The sequence below is a fragment of the Ruegeria sp. YTSC004 genome, assembly GCF_059609805.1.
This window is the reverse complement of record NZ_JBXWMJ010000002.1, coordinates 637,173-653,541: the sequence shown is the minus strand read 5'-3', so window position 1 is coordinate 653,541 and position 16,369 is coordinate 637,173. Positions and strand designations below refer to the sequence as shown.

Annotated in this window: 14 protein-coding genes and 2 tRNA genes; 6 read left to right on the top strand and 10 right to left on the bottom strand. The window is 56.4% G+C overall.

Translation table 11 applies throughout. From position 1 onward, the window contains the following. Nucleotide 1: 1 nt before the first annotated feature. The 6 genes from AC2FFP_RS06940 to AC2FFP_RS06915 form a co-directional block, all read right to left on the bottom strand. A tRNA-Glu gene (locus AC2FFP_RS06940) sits at nucleotides 2-76 on the bottom strand. Nucleotides 77-100: 24 nt separating this feature from the next. Next, nucleotides 101-175, bottom strand: a tRNA-Glu gene (locus AC2FFP_RS06935). A gap of 98 nt (nucleotides 176-273) precedes the next feature. Then, nucleotides 274-2,016: a single-stranded-DNA-specific exonuclease RecJ gene (gene recJ / locus AC2FFP_RS06930; protein ID WP_496880845.1), complete on the bottom strand. Its 1,743-nt coding sequence runs from the start codon at nucleotides 2,014-2,016 to the stop codon at nucleotides 274-276. A gap of 90 nt (nucleotides 2,017-2,106) precedes the next feature. Further along, nucleotides 2,107-3,090, bottom strand: coding sequence for a class II fructose-bisphosphatase (gene glpX / locus AC2FFP_RS06925; protein ID WP_058274789.1), 984 nt, complete (start codon nucleotides 3,088-3,090; stop codon nucleotides 2,107-2,109). Nucleotides 3,091-3,159: 69 nt separating this feature from the next. Further along, a complete protein-coding gene (locus AC2FFP_RS06920) occupies nucleotides 3,160-4,446 on the bottom strand; it encodes a homoserine dehydrogenase (RefSeq protein ID WP_496766858.1) in 1,287 nt (428 codons plus the stop codon). A 127-nt stretch (nucleotides 4,447-4,573) separates the two neighbouring features. Then, complete coding sequence (locus tag AC2FFP_RS06915) at nucleotides 4,574-4,822, bottom strand: hypothetical protein (RefSeq protein ID WP_058274791.1); 249 nt, start codon at nucleotides 4,820-4,822, stop codon at nucleotides 4,574-4,576. Nucleotides 4,823-4,921: 99 nt separating this feature from the next. On the opposite strand from AC2FFP_RS06915, the gene AC2FFP_RS06910 reads away from it, so the two are divergent. After that, on the top strand, nucleotides 4,922-5,509 hold the full coding sequence (locus tag AC2FFP_RS06910) for a TetR/AcrR family transcriptional regulator (RefSeq protein ID WP_496766857.1): 588 nt from the start codon (nucleotides 4,922-4,924) through the stop codon (nucleotides 5,507-5,509). 14 nt (nucleotides 5,510-5,523) lie between these two features. Here the strand turns inward: AC2FFP_RS06910 and AC2FFP_RS06905 are convergent, their stop codons facing one another. Next, the gene (locus AC2FFP_RS06905; RefSeq protein ID WP_496766856.1) at nucleotides 5,524-6,435 is read right to left on the bottom strand and encodes a pirin family protein; all 912 of its coding nucleotides are present in this window, start codon (nucleotides 6,433-6,435) and stop codon (nucleotides 5,524-5,526) included. Between the two features lie 158 nt (nucleotides 6,436-6,593). Between AC2FFP_RS06905 and AC2FFP_RS06900 the strand changes: the two genes are divergently transcribed. Then, nucleotides 6,594-7,091 carry a hypothetical protein gene (locus AC2FFP_RS06900; protein ID WP_496844035.1) on the top strand — a complete coding sequence of 166 codons (498 nt, stop codon included), beginning with the start codon at nucleotides 6,594-6,596 and terminating at the stop codon, nucleotides 7,089-7,091. Here AC2FFP_RS06900 and AC2FFP_RS06895 read toward each other — a convergent pair. The 3 genes from AC2FFP_RS06895 to AC2FFP_RS06885 are packed head-to-tail and all read right to left on the bottom strand — an operon-like array spanning nucleotide 7,021 to nucleotide 9,999. Continuing rightward, on the bottom strand, nucleotides 7,021-7,659 hold the full coding sequence (locus AC2FFP_RS06895) for a TadE/TadG family type IV pilus assembly protein (protein ID WP_496880844.1): 639 nt from the start codon (nucleotides 7,657-7,659) through the stop codon (nucleotides 7,021-7,023). The genes AC2FFP_RS06900 and AC2FFP_RS06895 overlap by 71 nt on opposite strands. Nucleotide 7,660: 1 nt before the next feature. Next, entirely contained in the window at nucleotides 7,661-8,194 is a 534-nt protein-coding gene (locus AC2FFP_RS06890; RefSeq protein WP_496722072.1) for a TadE/TadG family type IV pilus assembly protein, read from the bottom strand. Beyond that, the gene (locus AC2FFP_RS06885) at nucleotides 8,191-9,999 is read right to left on the bottom strand and encodes a TadE/TadG family type IV pilus assembly protein (protein WP_496766854.1); all 1,809 of its coding nucleotides are present in this window, start codon (nucleotides 9,997-9,999) and stop codon (nucleotides 8,191-8,193) included. Before AC2FFP_RS06885 ends, AC2FFP_RS06890 begins: the two co-directional genes overlap by 4 nt. A gap of 325 nt (nucleotides 10,000-10,324) precedes the next feature. Between AC2FFP_RS06885 and AC2FFP_RS06880 the strand changes: the two genes are divergently transcribed. The 4 genes from AC2FFP_RS06880 (at nucleotide 10,325) to rpoD (ending at nucleotide 16,338) form a co-directional block, all read left to right on the top strand. Next, on the top strand, nucleotides 10,325-11,755 hold the full coding sequence (locus tag AC2FFP_RS06880) for a Glu/Leu/Phe/Val family dehydrogenase (RefSeq protein WP_496704433.1): 1,431 nt from the start codon (nucleotides 10,325-10,327) through the stop codon (nucleotides 11,753-11,755). Between the two features lie 153 nt (nucleotides 11,756-11,908). Then, complete coding sequence (locus tag AC2FFP_RS06875; protein ID WP_496738824.1) at nucleotides 11,909-12,205, top strand: hypothetical protein; 297 nt, start codon at nucleotides 11,909-11,911, stop codon at nucleotides 12,203-12,205. Between the two features lie 80 nt (nucleotides 12,206-12,285). Continuing rightward, nucleotides 12,286-14,235 carry a DNA primase gene (dnaG, locus tag AC2FFP_RS06870; RefSeq protein ID WP_496766853.1) on the top strand — a complete coding sequence of 650 codons (1,950 nt, stop codon included), beginning with the start codon at nucleotides 12,286-12,288 and terminating at the stop codon, nucleotides 14,233-14,235. 114 nt (nucleotides 14,236-14,349) lie between these two features. Next, nucleotides 14,350-16,338 (top strand): RNA polymerase sigma factor RpoD, encoded by a 1,989-nt coding sequence (gene rpoD, locus AC2FFP_RS06865; RefSeq protein ID WP_058277324.1) that lies wholly within the window; start codon nucleotides 14,350-14,352, stop codon nucleotides 16,336-16,338. Nucleotides 16,339-16,369 lie beyond the last annotated feature (31 nt).

The window sequence follows — 16,369 nt, the reverse complement described above, 5'->3', positions numbered from 1 at the left end:
GTGGTAGCCCGTAGGGGAATCGAACCCCTCTTTCCAGGTTGAAAACCTGGCGTCCTAACCGATAGACGAACGGGCCATCTGCCAATGGCACAAGCACAAGTGGTAGCCCGTAGGGGAATCGAACCCCTCTTTCCAGGTTGAAAACCTGGCGTCCTAACCGATAGACGAACGGGCCACGCTGGCTTGTGGAGGGCCTTTTACGGTTTACCTCTGACCCCCGCAAGCCGAAAAATGCAGGGATGCGAAACTTTTTTGGCAGGGCCGGAAATGGGCTCAGTTTGCCTCTGCCGCGTCCTCCAACCTCAGCTGAACGCTTTGCCGTCCACCCCATGTGTTCACTTCAAGCCGTCCGGCGAAATGAAAGCGCGCGCCGCCATGGTTGGACAGCTTTTCACCCATTGGTCCGTCAAAGGCTCCAAAGGCAATGGCATCAAGACCACCACCAACCCCGTCGGACAGCGACAGTTTCAGATGCGATTCCCCCACGCGCTTGGCAAATCGCACCTGCAAGTCCGGCAACGCATAGCGCGGGGCAGGGGCGCTGGCCCCGAAAGGACCGGCTTTTTCTATCTGTTCGATCAGATCGACCGAAGCTGCGCCCGGCATAAGCGCTCCGTCTAGCTTCATGTCTGCAGGACCGCCTTTGCCCGCGCCTTGCTTGGCCAACAACTCGCTGAGGCGTTCCATGGCCAGCTCCAACTGATCCCGCATAACGGTCAACCCAGCGGCCATCTTGTGCCCGCCGCCTTTAACCAAGAGTCCCTCGGCCGCCAACCGTTGGATTGATGCCCCCAGATCAACGCCAGAAACCGACCGCCCTGAACCCTTTCCTTCATCACCATCAAAGCCGATGACAATGGCGGGTCTGTTGGCGCTTTCCTTGAGGCGGGATGCCACGATGCCGACAACGCCGGGATGCCACCCTTCGCCCGCCGCCCAGACTAAGGGGGCATCCAGCCCACGTTCCTCGGCCTGTTCCAGCGCCGCTGCACGGACTGCGTTTTCGATATCACGACGCTCGGTGTTCAACTCATCCAATCTTTGAGAAAGCGCTTCGGCTTCGGTCATCGAGTCCGTGCTGAGCAGTCGCGCGCCCAGATCCGCTTGACCAATCCGCCCGCCCGCATTGACGCGCGGACCCAGAAGAAAACCCAGGTGATAGCTGGTAGGCGCTGAATCCATACGCGCCACATCCGACAGCGCCACTAATCCTGGTCGTTGCCTCTGTGCCATGACCTTAAGGCCTTGCCGCACCAGCGCCCGGTTCGCGTCAATCAGCGGGGCCACGTCTGCAACGGTTGCCAATGCCACAAGATCCAGCAGCCCGATCAGGTCGGGACCCTTAACCTCAGCCTCACGCAGTTGCCGACCAGCCTCAATCAGCATCAGAAACACTACGCCAGCGGCGCAGAAATAACCCAGGTCGCCGCTTTCATCCTGCCGGTTCGGGTTCACTACGGCCACGCAATCCGGCAGCGTTTCACCACCAAGGTGGTGGTCCAACACAATGACATCCGCGCCTTTTGCCGCCGCGATAGGTTCGTGGCTGAGCGTTCCGCAGTCCACGCAGATAATCAGGTCATGCGCGGCCGCCAGTTCCTGCATTGCAGGCACGTTCGGCCCATAACCCTCATCAATTCGGTCTGGCACATACAGCGTGGCTTGCAGCCCCATCTGACGCAGCCAGACAAGTAGCAAAGCCGCCGAACTGCCCCCATCGACGTCGTAATCGGCAAAAACCGCGACCCGCTGCTTATTCCGGACAGCTTCCAAAAACCGCGTTGCGGCGGTCTCCATATCCTTCATGGACCGGGGATCGGGTAGCAATTCCTTCAGCTTTGGTTCAAGAAAGCTTTCGGCTTCCATGGGGGGCACTCCGCGCCGCGCCAGAACCTGACACACTGCACGAGGCAGGCCAGTCTGTTGCACCAGCATTTCTGTTGCCCGTTCGACCTCGGCCTCCGGTCCGATCCAGCGCCGCCCGGTCAGTGACTGCTCAACCCCTAAAAAGCTCATGCCTGCCTCTCATATGCTAAGGCCGGACCCTCTCGGACCCGGCCTCAATGTATCTATCGATACCTATGCCAAAGGCAAAGGTGCAAGCCATCACGCGTTGTCGTGCGGCCAGGTTGGCGTGCGGTAGGACATGCGGCGCACCGACCCGGTTTTGGAACGCATCAACAGGGTGGTGGTTTCAACCCAACCCGGCTGGCGTTTGATCCGCGGCAGCAAAGAACCACCGGTCACGCCAGTTGCGGCAAAGATCACGTCTGCAGTCACCATCTCATCACGAGAATAAACACGGTCCAGATCGGTGATACCCGCCTTGGCGGCACGACCACGCTCGTCATCATTGCGGAACAGCAGGCGGCCAAAGATCTGTCCACCCATGCATTTCAGCGCGGCAGCGGCCAGAACGCCCTCGGGCGCTCCGCCTTGACCCATGTACATATCGATGCCGGTCTCTTCGCTTTCGGCACAGTGCATGACACCAGCCACGTCACCATCGGTGATCAGGCGGATCGAGGCGCCGGTTTCGCGCACTTCAGCGATCATCGCTTCGTGGCGGGGACGCTCCAGAATGCAGACGGTGATGTCGGCAGGCTTGCAGCCTTTGGCATTGGCCAGCGCTTCAACACGCTCGCGTGGGCTCATGTCGAGGTTCACGACGCCTTCGGGAAAGCCCGGACCAATGGCCAGCTTGTCCATATAAACATCGGGTGCGTGAAGCATTGATCCGCGCGGCCCCATAGCTATCACGGTCAGCGCGTTCGGCATGTCCTTGGCGGTCAGAGTCGTGCCCTCAAGCGGGTCCAGTGCGATATCCACACCGGGGCCGTTTCCAGTGCCGACCTCTTCGCCAATATACAGCATCGGTGCTTCGTCACGCTCGCCTTCGCCGATGACAACCACGCCGGCAATGTCCAGCAGGTTCAGCTGCTCGCGCATCGCGTTTACAGCCGCCTGATCCGCAGCCTTTTCGTCACCACGTCCGACCAGCGAGGCCGATGCCAGTGCGGCCTGCTCTGCGACCCGTGCAAGGCCCAGAGACAACAGGCGGTCGTTGAAATCGATTTTGGCAGCGCTCATTTTTCGTATCCTCAGGTCAATAAAGGCGTTTCATCGGGCATAGCCTGCGTTTTGTGCAAGCCGCAAGGGTCAAACCTCTTCAATCCGCAGTGCGACGGGCTCACCCGACACGACATCGGTCGCGCGAAGCCCTTCCAAAGCGACATCCAAAGTGGCCCGCGTGGTTTTGTGGGTCACAATCAGAACCGGCGCGGTGGCTTCGGTGTGCCCGTATTGGCGCATCCGGTCGATCGAGACGCCCGCGTCACCCAGAATGGCGGCCACTTTGGCCAGTGCACCGGGTTTGTCGAACAGCGCGAGGCGCAGATAGTAGGGGGCGGGCAGGCCGGTAATAGCGGGTTTTGCGTCTTCCAATGTTGTTGCTGGGCGGCCAAAGGTCGGGATTTGCAACCCCCGCGCCAGATCGCAGACGTCACCCATCACGGCGCTTGCCGTTGGACCCTCGCCCGCACCGGGGCCGCGCAGGACGACCTGATCGACTGCGTCGCCTTCGATGACGACCATATTCGTGCCGCCTTCCAGCTGACCCAAGGGCGAGCCGCTGGGTACAAGGCATGGCTGCATCCGCTGTTCCAGACCGCGTGCCGAGCGCTGAGCGACACCCAGCAACTTGATACGATAGCCCATGTCGGCTGCCTGATGAATGTCATCCAGACTGATATGCTGGATGCCTTCGATCTGGATGCCGTCGAAATTCGGTTTGGTGCCAAACGCGATCGAGGACAACAGCGCCAGCTTGTGCGCCGCGTCGATGCCGCCCACGTCCAGGTTCGGGTCAGCCTCAAGGTAGCCCAGCTCGGCACATTCTTCGAACAGCGCGTTATACCCCAACTCCTGCGATTGCATCCGCGTCAGGATATAGTTGCAGGTGCCGTTCATCACGCCCATGACGCGGGTGATCTCGTTCCCGGCCAGCCCCTCGGTCAGGGATTTGATCACAGGGATACCACCAGCAACGGCCGCTTCGAAACGGATTACACGGCCTGCGTCCTCGGCTTTTTCAGCCAGCTCCTGACCGTGAATGGCCAACAAAGCCTTGTTTGCGGTCACCACATCCTTGCCGGCGACCAACGCGGCCTCGACAGATGCTTTGGCGGGGCCGTTTTCGCCGCCCATAAGTTCGACAAAAATATCGACATCGTCGCGCTGCGCCAAAGCAACGGGATCAGTCTCCCATGCATACTCCGACAGGTTCACGCCACGGTCTTTGTTTGCGTCGCGTGCAGAAACAGCTGTGATTTCGATCGCACGACCTGTACGCGCCTGCAGCAGGTCCGCATGGCGGCGCACGATCCGCACGACACCCACGCCAACCGTTCCCAAGCCCGCAATTCCCAGCCGCAGCGCCTGTGTCATCCCGTGGGTTCCTTTCCGCTCGAATGTCCTTGGTTTCGGGCTGTTTGCCCGTTCAAAGGTGCCTTAACGGGTTCGGCGCCGAGGCGCAATCCGAGACAGCGGTAACAGTCGGTTGAAACGCTAAAGGTCAGTTGGTTTGCGCGTTCTGCAGCGCTTCGGCCCTTTTGGCCAGCGCTTCGCGGCGCGCGGTCAGGTCTTCTTCAACCTCGGCCGCTTCGTTCACGGGATCTATGGGCGGGCCAAGAATATCCTGAAGTGGGACCAGCTTCGGATACGCGGCCGAGCGCACATTCGGCTGCTCGCGTCCTTCCAATTCCGGAAAGTCCGTGCAGGCAGCGCAAGTCAGAAGCAGGACCAACAATGGCAGAGGCTTCATAACGAACCCTTTCAATAACGACTTAGACTGTGATGCACCTTTTGCTGGGGTCGTTCAAGCGGGGTTCTATATGAACGCTTGTTCATATACGATGGCGGTATGGCACGTACTCAAGGTTCACATTCCGATATCACCGGCCCGCGCATTCGAAAAGCAGCGCTGGGGCTGTTTGCCCGACATGGCTATGCAGCCGTGTCCATGCGCCAGATCGCAAAGGAGGTGGGCGTACAAGCGGGTGCTCTGTATAACTATACGCCAGACAAGCAAAGCCTGCTTTATCGCCTGATGCATGACCATATGCAGGATCTGTTGGCCGCATACGATGAGCTTGAAAAACCTGCCGATGCAGAGGCTGCGCTGCGCCGCTTTGTCGGCTTTCACATTCGGTTTCATTTGGAGCGACCGGATGAAGTCTTTATTGCCTATATGGAGCTGCGCAACCTCACGCCCGAAAACTTCTCGGAAATAGAAGGCCTGCGCCGGGCTTATGAGGATTCGCTTGAAGCCATCTTGCAGGATGGGCAGAAGTCTGGGCTCTTCTCGGTTGCCGATACCAAAATCGCGACCTTGGCCGTGATCGCGATGCTGAACGGTGTGATGACCTGGTATCGTGCAGGCGGACGCTTGTCGCTGGACGAAGTAGAGCAGGTTTATTGGGATATGGTCAGACGCGCCGTAACCGCCTGACCAACTTTGTTTAATCAGTGCGCGGCGCGGATGAATGTGCCATTGCGGAGTTCTTTGAACGCCAGTTCCAGTTCGGCACGCGTGTTCATGACAATTGGACCATGCCATGCGACAGGCTCATCAATGGGCGCGCCGGAGATCAACAGAAACCGGACACCTTCCGGACCAGCTTGAACCGTGACCTCATCACCGGTGCCAAACCGAACCAGAGTGCGGTCACCGGACAGATCACGGATGTTAACCTCTTGTCCCGCGACTTCTTTTTCCAAAAGCACGCCGGTAGGTTGTGATGCATCGGCAAAGGCCGCCTGTCCTTGGAACACATAGGCAAACGCCCGGCGGTAGGTGTCGATGCGAAAGGTCTTTCTCACACCGGCCGGAACCTGAATATCCAAGTACTGCGGGTCGGCGGCAATACCGTCTACCGGGCCGGTTTTGCCCCAGAACTCACCAACAATAACGCGCACGGTGGTGCCGTCATCATCAGTGACCTCGGGGATCTCTTTGCTTTGGACATCCTGATAGCGGGGGGCTGTCATCTTTTGATCTGACGGCAGATTGCCCCACAGCTGGAAACCGTGCATTTGGCCCGCACCGTTTCCCTTGGGCATTTCCTGATGCAGGATTCCGGACCCGGCGGTCATCCACTGAACGTCGCCTGCGCCCAAAATGCCGGTGTTGCCCAGCGAATCCGCATGCTCGACCGAGCCGGACAGGACATAAGTGATGGTTTCGATGCCGCGATGCGGATGCCAGGGGAAGCCTGCCTGATAATCCTTGGGGTGATCATTGCGGAAGTCGTCGAACAACAGGAACGGGTCAAGCTCGGACGGGTCCTGAAATCCAAAGGCCCGGTGCAATTTGACGCCTGCGCCTTCCATGGTTGGCATGGCTTTGCGGGTTTCCAATGTTGGTCTAAGGGACATGACGGCCTCCTGAATTTGTGGGGATCATGTATGCTGTTGGCGATATGCGTCAATTTGCGTGCAAACACGGGTGCTGTGCGCAATTCCATAGTCGGCTTCCCTCTGTTTTTCGGCGGACAAAGCGGATAAACCCGGACCGAGCAGAGCAGGGGACGTCAATGCAACAAGAAATTCTGGCCACGGTCCGACCTTCATCATCCAGGCGCTGGATAGGGGTCGGGATGCTGTCGACCGTGGGTGTGTTGGTCATCTATGTCGCTTTGACCACGCCACCGGAACCGGCCTGGCTTGTTTTTTTGCTTGTCGTTGGTGTGGCGGCGTTCTGGCTAGCCTATCGCATGTGGCAAGCCACCAGCGACTGGATCGAGCTGACAGAGACTGAATTGCGGACCGGATCGGGGCAGGTGATTACGCGTGTCGAAGATATCGAGACCATCGATCAGGGGGTGTTTGCGTTCAAACCGTCAAATGGATTTTTGTTGAGGACAAAGGAAAGCGCAGGAAACAGCTGGGCACCGGGACTCTGGTGGCGATTGGGGCGCCGTGTTGGCATCGGCGGCCTGACCACGGCCGCCGAAACAAAATTCATGATACAGGTGCTACACCCACTGGCTCTACATCCTGCTGACAGAAGTGATCAGAAACGTTCCCCTTGACGATTGGAACAAAACGCGGACGCGTGAAAACAAAGTTATTGAATGTGTGATCTCTGTCCAGCCAAGTGGTGTTCAGCAATGGAACGTAGTCTTTCGACGTTTCGACAATGATCATAGTGTCCAAATCCGCCATTTCCGGAAGCAATTCAATCAAAGGGTCGAGGTTGTCATTGGTCCAATTGCCCTCGAACCCGCAAGTTGTCGACCACTCAATTCTATAGCGCTCTTCTGTACCCGCATCTACATCTGCAGCGATGTACTGGATTACCGACAAACGCATTTTTAGCGGTGAATTGTCGGTCACCATACGGTTGTATACCAAATACATAGATTCCGCATAGTTATCGGTAATTGCATCCTCACCTTCACGTGAAATCAAGTCACTTACTGTGTACGCAGCTTTTAGGTTGGCGGTGTTTTCGCGAAAACCATCAAAGTACGTATATGTAAGTGTAACAGTCCATACGAGGAGAGGTAAAATAATAGCCGTCTCCACGGACAGGTTGCCGTTTTCGTTGCTCGCAAAAGTGCCAAGCGAGTGACGGATACGTGAAGCAATACGCGTCATTTTAAGGCTCCTGAACAAAGGTCGTCGTCGACGTAAGAGTGACCAGACCATCTTCGCCTGACAGAGCTCGCCCCATTGCCGTCGTGGGAAATACTGGATCGACCTTTGCACAGGCGCGCATGATCATCAGTGCGTTGGATCCGCCGTTTTGGAACACGGTAACAGGTTGAACCTCTTCCGCTCTGTCAACGCAGGTGGGCTCGACCGGAAAATCCAAAACGCCACGCGGATTCTGAACAATCATCTCCAAAAGCAGGTTGTCAGAGCATGCGTGCATAACAACCATATGGTCGCAGATGGCATTCTTGATTGTATCGTGCTCAGTATCCGGCAAATTGATCCCAAGTCGAATGTCGCGCACGACCAGATCCATAGAGCGATCCAGCATCGCTTTCTGAATCGTGACCAACGAGTATTCGATGACGCCTAGAATGAAGAATATGTACAAAGGGAACAGTATGGCGAACTCGACGGTCAACGAACCGTCCTCAGTTCGTTTGAACCTGATCACTTTTCCCAGAGCTTTGCGGATCATTGCGTCAGTCTCAGTTGTTTGATTGAAACGGCAATGGAGTCAAAAACTTGTGAAAGCGAGAGGTTATCGTCGCCCAGGCCGCCGCCGTCGTTGACTTTGAAAAAGAAGCCGTCGCCGCTAGAACAGTTATCGATGACCGTGGCACCTGCTTCCGGTGCTTCGAATGCAATGCCATAGACATCAACGTTCTTAGCCTTGATCGCACCGCAAATATCACTCACCCTAGTGTTTTTGGTTCCGCTACCAATCGTTGTGAAGGCATTGTTGTACCAGTCTCGAGTGCGCTGGTATTCGAATGCATAGTTATACTCGGCGTTCCAGTCCAAGTTCACACGATTCCACAGTTCCGGGTAGGTCAGGCGGACGGATTCACCTTCTTCGTTGAAGGGTTCCGTGTGCCCTCTTGTTCCCCTCCGGGTATAGAAAAACTCGGGCGGGTTTTCTGAGATTTGAACACTGTACTCACCAGAGCGAGTCAATGTTCTCCAGCAGTCGTATTTAACCCATACTCCGACGTCCCAGTCATAATACTCGCGACAGTTCCTATAGTCCTTTTCAATACTTGTGCTGGGATTGTACCAAACATCCGATAATCCGTCGCGCAAGTCCTCGTCCAAAATCCAATTGCTGGTGTTCTGCCCGTCTGTCATGACAATCATGATCTTTTTGACATTGGACTCATATGCCAGAGGGCGGTTGCTAAAGGTCGGTGGAACGACTTTGGGGGGAATGTTTCCATCCGCGTCTTTTCCCGTTTCCGGATCAACTACGACGTTCGGGTCGGCGTTCTGCGTTGATAGTCTGCTGATGACCGGCTGGAATTGGGGATCCAGCAGTGCGGCACCCCATTTGACTCCGATATCAATCGACGTGTTTCCGCCCGCAGTCATGGCGTTTATCTGCTTGTGCAGGTCAGTTTTGATATTGGTTACCGGCGTGATGGAACTGCCGGCTCGGGTAGTGCAAACTGAATAGGAGTGGGATTCTCGATCGTATCGGTCACTTTTGTTAGAGCGGTCGAAATGCGCTGTGCGATTGAGTGTTTTGTTCGGATCAATCCAAGATTCTTTGAATTGGTCTTCGATTTCGGTGTCCTTGAAATCCACGCAATTGGAATAACTGTGTTCTGTCGTAACACCCGGCATGTTGTCCAAAAGGTTCGCGCCAGCGTTCACCTGGTTGTTGTAGGGTATGATCGAGATAGAAATCTTGTCCGGGTCTTCGCCAAGATAGATCGTATCCACGAATTGTACGGCGGCCTCTCGAAGCGCCTGTATCTTTGTTTTACCCTCTGTTGCGGATGGATCGCCCATTGAGCCGGAAATATCCAGAACCAACGCGATTTCGAGCGACCCAATGGCCTCTTCAGCAACGCTTGTTACCGAAGCTGTCAGTGTGGGATACCCAAAAAACCACATGAAGTGTGTAGGGACGTCGACTTTAGCGTTTGCGGTAACTTTTCTTGATCCGATGGTCGGATCATCAAAAACGATAGGTTCTTCGGTAAGATCGCCGCGGACGTCGGATTTCTCAATGTAAGAAATGACTACATCTTTTGGGGCGAGTTTTTGTTTGACGTTGGCCGCTGCAAGAACCGCACGGTCCAGAGTTCCTTGAAGGCTCGCTCGGTCACGCTCAAAATTCATAATGTCAACGCCGATACCTGCTGTCGCAAATATGAGCAAAAACCCAACAACCACAAAGATCGTGAACACGCCACCGTCCTCGTCGCGTGAAAAACGACGAGCAGCAGCGGCTGCGTTCTTATAATTCTTGGCGTTGCACTTAAATACGCGCATTTTCATCTAGCCGTCCTCGCTGAGCAGATATCCGACGCTGCTAAGGAAAAGTTAACGTATGAAAACTAACGGCGAATCGTGGCGTGAATTGGGCGGAAGCGCCAGAGTTATGGCAACTTTGGGCTGGAACCGTAGATAATTGAACGACTTTTTCGCCTCTGTTTTCGGTCGGGCGACAATTATTCAGGTGTTGAGCCCAACGCGCGACTCAGCCCGGTCTGAGCGCCTTAATGACGATTTCGGGTTTTATTGTTGCTTAATTATTGATCGTTTAGCCAATGGGTGCGACAAAACGTCAGAACGCTCGTCGTTCGTCGGCACGGAGGATTACATGACGGCCATTAATGAACCCAGCTTTCGCGAAAGTGTAGATTTGATGTTTAACAGGGCAGCGTCCCTTATGGACCTGCCGCCGGGGCTTGAGGAAAAGATCCGTGTCTGCAACGCCACCTACACCGTTCGGTTCGGCGTCCGCCTGCGCGGCGATATTCATACTTTCACCGGCTACCGCTCGGTTCATTCCGAGCATATGGAGCCTGTAAAGGGCGGTATTCGTTACGCCCTTGCTGTGAACCAGGACGAGGTCGAGGCGCTTGCCGCTCTGATGACTTACAAATGTGCTCTGGTCGAAACGCCCTTTGGCGGATCAAAAGGGGGATTGTGCATCGATCCCCGTAAATACGAAGAGCACGAGTTGGAGCAGATCACCCGCCGCTTTGCCTATGAGCTGGCCAAGCGCGATCTGATCAACCCCTCGCAAAACGTACCCGCTCCCGACATGGGAACGGGTGAGCGTGAGATGGCGTGGATGGCGGACCAATACGCCCGGATGAACACGACGGACATCAATGCGCGCGCCTGTGTGACCGGTAAACCACTGAATGCAGGCGGAATCGCCGGCCGGGTCGAAGCAACGGGCCGTGGCATCCAATACGCTCTGCGAGAGTTCTTCCGCCACCCGGAAGACATGCAAAAGGCAGGGTTGTCCGGCAAGCTGGATGGGAAACGTATCATTGTTCAGGGACTGGGCAATGTGGGCTATCACGCCGCAAAGTTCCTGAGCGAGGAGGACGGATCCAGAATTGTCGGCATCATCGAATGGGATGGTGCGCTGTATAATCCCGACGGGATCGACGTGGAATCCGTACGCCAGTGGATCGTCAAGCATGGCGGCGTCAGTGACTATCCAGATGCGACGCACTCGGCCGAGGGTGGTGCAGTTCTTGAAGAAGAATGCGATATCCTCATCCCGGCTGCTCTGGAAGCGGTTATCAACCTGTCTAATGCAGACCGGATCAAAGCGCCTTTGATCATTGAGGCTGCGAATGGCCCGGTGACTGCCGGTGCGGATGAGATTCTGCGCAAGAAGGGTACGGTGATCATTCCGGACATGTACGCAAACGCGGGTGGTGTGACGGTTTCCTATTTCGAATGGGTCAAGAACCTCAGCCATATTCGCTTTGGCCGTATGCAGCGCCGTCAAGAAGAGGCGCGGCATGAGCTGATCGTCAGCGAGTTGGAGCGGCTGGACCGTTACCTAGGCGATGCCTGGTCGATGTCGCCGGACTTTAAGGCCAAGTACCTTCGCGGTGCGGACGAGTTGGAACTGGTGCGCTCGGGCCTCGATGACACGATGCGCATTGCCTATCAATCCATGCGCGAAGTCTGGCACAGCCGTGATGATGTCGAGGATCTGCGGACGGCGGCCTATATTGTGGCCATCGACCGTGTGTCCAAAAGCTATCGCGCCAAAGGGCTATGATGGTTTGAAATCAGGGGCAGCCTGGCTTTGTCAGGCTGCCCCTACGATAAGGGCTGGCGGCCTCAACCCCGGCAGATACGCCGAAAACGGTAATGGCGGGCCGTGCCTGCGACAGGTAAGCTGCAGCGACAGAATCGATTACCGGAGTTTTCTATGTTGCGTATCGCCATTGCAGCCGCTTTGCTGGCTACCCCATTAGCTGCGGAAGAGACCAAAGAGCAAAGCTGCCAATATCAGGCAGACGTTGTTGCGGCGATCCAGAAGGCACGGCTGGACCGTGTAAAAGAGCGCAACGTGCCCCAGGCAGTTGCCGAAACCAGCCCGACTTGGCCCGAAAATTACAATGCTGCCATCCCGTTGATCGCGCCTTGGGTCTACGAACAAAAGATGCGCGACGTGCGCAAAAAGGATCTGGGCGCCGCCTGGCTTGAGCTGTGTTTGCAGCAATAATCCACAGCCCCATCATTTCCCTGTGGACAAACGCGCGCCATACCCTTGGCGCGCGTTCTTGTTTCTGTCAGGTTTGACCCATGTCACTGCCCCCCGGATTTCTGGATGAACTGCGCACCCGCCTAAGCCTGTCTCAGGTCGTCGGGCGCAAAGTCATGTGGGATCAGCGCAAGTCCAATCAGGGCAAGGGGGACATGTGGGCGCCATGCCCGTTTCACCACGAAAAGACCGCGTCCTTCCACGTAGATGACCAAAAGGGGTTTTATTACTGCTTTGGTTGTCACGCCAAAGGCGATGCGATCAGCTTTGTGAAAGAGACCGAGAATGTCTCATTCATCGAAGCTGTTGAGATTTTGGCGCGCGAGGCAGGCATGCCCATGCCCGCGCGCGACCCGAAAGCGCAGGAAAAGCAGGATCGCCGGTCGCAACTGGCCGACGTCATGGAGCAGGCCGCGCAATTCTTCCGCTTGCAACTCAAGACCGGGGCAGGGGGCGTGGCGCGAGACTACCTGACGCGTCGAGGATTGGATGCGCAGGCGTTGGACCGGTGGGAGATCGGGTTTGCGCCGGATGGCTGGCAAGGGTTGTGGGATCACCTGCGCGGAAAGAACGTGGCCGAGGACCTGATCCTTGGGGCCGGGCTGGCCAAACCTTCGAACAAGGGCAAAAAGCCTTATGATACGTTCCGCAATCGGATCATGTACCCTATCCGCGATCCGCGCGGGCGGTGCATCGCGTTTGGCGGTCGGGCAATGGACCCCAATGACAATGCGAAATACCTGAACTCGCCCGAAACGGAATTGTTCGACAAGGGGCGCAGTCTTTATAACCACGGCCCTGCGCGTCAGGCCGCAGGCAAAGGGCAACCTCTGATCGTGGCCGAAGGGTACATGGATGTGATCGCCCTGGCCGAAGCTGGATTTGGGGCGTCGGTCGCCCCATTGGGCACGGCGATCACCGAACATCAGTTGCAACTCCTGTGGCGCATCTCGGATGAGCCGATCATCGCGTTGGATGGCGACACGGCCGGCCTGCGTGCCGCGATGCGGGCCGTTGATCTGGCGTTGCCACTGTTAGAGGCCGGGAAATCTCTGCGCTTTGCCCTGATGCCCGAGGGCAAGGATCCCGATGATTTACTACGAGCCGAGGGACCGGCAGCCGTGAAAACAGTGCTTGAAGGCGCGATTCCGATGGTCAAGCTGCTGTGGCAGCGTGAGACAGAGGGCAAGGTGTTCGACAGCCCGGAACGCAAAGCTGCGTTGGATAAGTCGCTGAGGGACAAGATCAAACTGATCCGCGACCCCTCGATCCGGGCGCATTACGGGCAAGAGATCAAAGACCTGCGCTGGCAATTGTTCCGCCCGCAACGTCAGCCGCAAAATCGCCAATGGCAGCCACGCGGCAAGTGGCAACCTCCGAAACAGCCAGCAACCCCCGGTGCGCGCTCATCTTTTCTGGCGTCTTCAGAAACTGCGGATATCCAGATGCGCGAGGCTGCGATTCTGGCAATCGCCATCCTGAACCCCACTGTTGTGGTCCAATTCGAACATCAACTTGAAGAGATGGAGTGCCACGATCCCGATCATGCCGCCTTGCGCGCCGCCATCCTTCGACATGCGATCGACGACCCAGAGCATCTGAAAGACCACATTTTTGAAACTTTGGGCGGCGAAATCCTTGAAAACCTGCTGGCCCTTCGCCATGTCGCAGTAATCCCTTGTGTGTTCAAACCAGGCGACGTCGAAAAGGCCGAGATGACTCTGGCCGAGGAACTCGCGAAAATCAAAGCGCTCCGGGGATTGGATGCCGAGATTGCCGAAGCTGCAGAGGAACTGTCTGATCTGGCTGATGAAGCGCTGACATACCGGCTGGCCCAGGCCGCCGAAGAGCGTAACCGCACAAGCCGCAGTCAGAACGAGGATAGGTCGGTTTTTGACATCGCCGATAACGGCGCACGAATCAACCGCGACGAGAAAGACGCGTTTCAGGCGATCATGTCTGGCATCAATTTTGAACGGAAACGTCGCTAAAGTGGTGTTTTCGTAAGGCACTGGAAAAGAAAAACGGGTAAACGGGTGGCCGAATCACTTCTACGCGCTAATGATTCGGTACAAACGAATCACCCATCCCTGCAGGAGCATTGAATGGCCGCCAAGGATACAAACGAAGACCGCAAATCCGACGAGCAGGAACAGGAAATCTCGCTGGACATGAGCCAGGCCAACGTCAAGAAAATGATCGCCGAGGCCCGCGAGAAAGGTTACATCACCTACGACCAGCTCAATCAGGTTCTGCCGCCTGATCAGGTCAGTTCGGAACAGATCGAAGACGTTATGTCGATGCTGTCCGAGATGGGCATCAACATCATCGAAGATGAAGAGGCCGAGGAAGAAGAGAACAAAGGCTCGACCGAACTGGTTGCTGCAGAAAGCAACCGAGAGGTTGCGCTGGCGGGTGCTGGTGCTGAAAAGCTGGATCGCACAGATGACCCGGTCCGCATGTATTTGCGCGAGATGGGCAGCGTCGAACTGCTGAGCCGCGAAGGCGAGATTGCCATCGCCAAGCGGATCGAAGCCGGTCGCAACACCATGATTGCCGGTCTGTGCGAAAGCCCGCTGACCTTCCAGGCGATCACCATCTGGCACGACGAATTGTTGTCCGAAGACATTCTGTTGCGCGATGTCATCGATCTGGAGGCCACGTTTGGCAACCAGTTGGATGAAGACGGGGATGTCGAAGAGCCGGTTGTCGACACGTCTGCGGTTCAGGCGGCAAAACCCGCCAAGGATACCGGCCCCGAGCTGGATGCCGACGGCAACCCGCTGAACAATGACGACGACGATGACGATGATGAGCAGGCCAACATGTCGTTGGCCGCGATGGAAGCCGCGCTGAAAGATCAGGTTCTGACTACGCTGGAACGGATCTCGACTGACTTCTCGATGCTGTCGGAAATGCAGGATAGCCGGATCTCGGCGACCCTGAACGAAGACGACACGTTCTCGGAAAAACAAGAGGCGACCTATCAACAGCTGCGGTCTGAGATCGTAGAACTGGTGAACGGTCTGCATCTGCACAACAACCGTATTGAAGCGCTGATTGACCAGCTGTACGGCATTAACCGTCGCATCATGTCTCTGGACAGCTCGATGGTGAAACTGGCGGATCAGGCGCGCATCAACCGTCGTGAGTTTATCGACGCCTATCGTGGGCGCGAACTGGACCCGAACTGGCTGACCGAGATGGCAGAAAAGCCGGGCCGGGGTTGGCAGATGTTCATCGAACGTTCGACCGCCAAGGTCGAGGAACTGCGCAACGATATGGCTCAGGTCGGTCAGTATGTCGGCTTGGACATCCCTGAATTCCGCCGCATCGTGCAGCAGGTTCAAAAGGGTGAGAAAGAGGCGCGTCAGGCCAAGAAAGAAATGGTCGAAGCCAACCTGCGCTTGGTGATCTCGATTGCCAAAAAGTACACGAACCGTGGCCTGCAATTCCTTGATCTTATTCAGGAAGGTAACATTGGCCTGATGAAGGCGGTGGACAAGTTCGAATACCGCCGCGGGTACAAGTTCTCGACCTATGCGACCTGGTGGATCCGTCAGGCGATCACGCGTTCCATCGCGGATCAGGCCCGTACGATCCGTATTCCGGTGCACATGATCGAAACGATCAACAAGCTGGTCCGGACCGGTCGTCAGATGCTGCACGAAATCGGACGTGAGCCGACGCCGGAAGAACTGGCCGAAAAGCTGCAGATGCCGCTGGAGAAGGTTCGCAAGGTGATGAAGATCGCCAAGGAACCGATCAGCCTTGAAACGCCGATTGGCGACGAGGAAGACAGCCAACTGGGCGATTTCATCGAGGATAAGAATGCCGTGCTGCCTTTAGACAGCGCCATTCAGGAAAACCTCAAGGAAACGACCACCCGGGTTCTGGCGTCGCTTACACCGCGTGAGGAACGTGTTCTGCGGATGCGCTTTGGCATCGGTATGAACACGGACCACACTCTGGAAGAAGTTGGCCAGCAATTCAGCGTGACCCGCGAACGTATTCGTCAGATCGAGGCGAAAGCACTGCGGAAACTGAAACATCCAAGCCGATCGCGCAAACTGCGGTCCTTCCTGGATCAGTAATCGAAAAGGCGCCTCAACCGAGGCGCCTTTT

What these genes read in the sequence shown, in the direction of transcription:
- AC2FFP_RS06880 (WP_496704433.1), top strand. Translation starts at nt 10,325, where the DNA reads ATGACGGCCATTAATGAACCCAGCTTTCGCGAAAGTGTAGATTTGATG.
- rpoD (WP_058277324.1), top strand. Translation starts at nt 14,350, where the DNA reads ATGGCCGCCAAGGATACAAACGAAGACCGCAAATCCGACGAGCAGGAA.
- AC2FFP_RS06890 (WP_496722072.1), bottom strand. Translation starts at nt 8,194, where the DNA reads ATGATCCGCAAAGCTCTGGGAAAAGTGATCAGGTTCAAACGAACTGAG.
- AC2FFP_RS06915 (WP_058274791.1), bottom strand. Translation starts at nt 4,822, where the DNA reads ATGAAGCCTCTGCCATTGTTGGTCCTGCTTCTGACTTGCGCTGCCTGC.
- glpX (WP_058274789.1), bottom strand. Translation starts at nt 3,090, where the DNA reads ATGAGCGCTGCCAAAATCGATTTCAACGACCGCCTGTTGTCTCTGGGC.
- AC2FFP_RS06905 (WP_496766856.1), bottom strand. Translation starts at nt 6,435, where the DNA reads ATGTCCCTTAGACCAACATTGGAAACCCGCAAAGCCATGCCAACCATG.
- AC2FFP_RS06910 (WP_496766857.1), top strand. Translation starts at nt 4,922, where the DNA reads ATGGCACGTACTCAAGGTTCACATTCCGATATCACCGGCCCGCGCATT.
- AC2FFP_RS06885 (WP_496766854.1), bottom strand. Translation starts at nt 9,999, where the DNA reads ATGAAAATGCGCGTATTTAAGTGCAACGCCAAGAATTATAAGAACGCA.
- recJ (WP_496880845.1), bottom strand. Translation starts at nt 2,016, where the DNA reads ATGAGCTTTTTAGGGGTTGAGCAGTCACTGACCGGGCGGCGCTGGATC.
- dnaG (WP_496766853.1), top strand. Translation starts at nt 12,286, where the DNA reads ATGTCACTGCCCCCCGGATTTCTGGATGAACTGCGCACCCGCCTAAGC.
- AC2FFP_RS06920 (WP_496766858.1), bottom strand. Translation starts at nt 4,446, where the DNA reads ATGACACAGGCGCTGCGGCTGGGAATTGCGGGCTTGGGAACGGTTGGC.
- AC2FFP_RS06900 (WP_496844035.1), top strand. Translation starts at nt 6,594, where the DNA reads ATGCAACAAGAAATTCTGGCCACGGTCCGACCTTCATCATCCAGGCGC.
- AC2FFP_RS06895 (WP_496880844.1), bottom strand. Translation starts at nt 7,659, where the DNA reads ATGACGCGTATTGCTTCACGTATCCGTCACTCGCTTGGCACTTTTGCG.
- AC2FFP_RS06875 (WP_496738824.1), top strand. Translation starts at nt 11,909, where the DNA reads ATGTTGCGTATCGCCATTGCAGCCGCTTTGCTGGCTACCCCATTAGCT.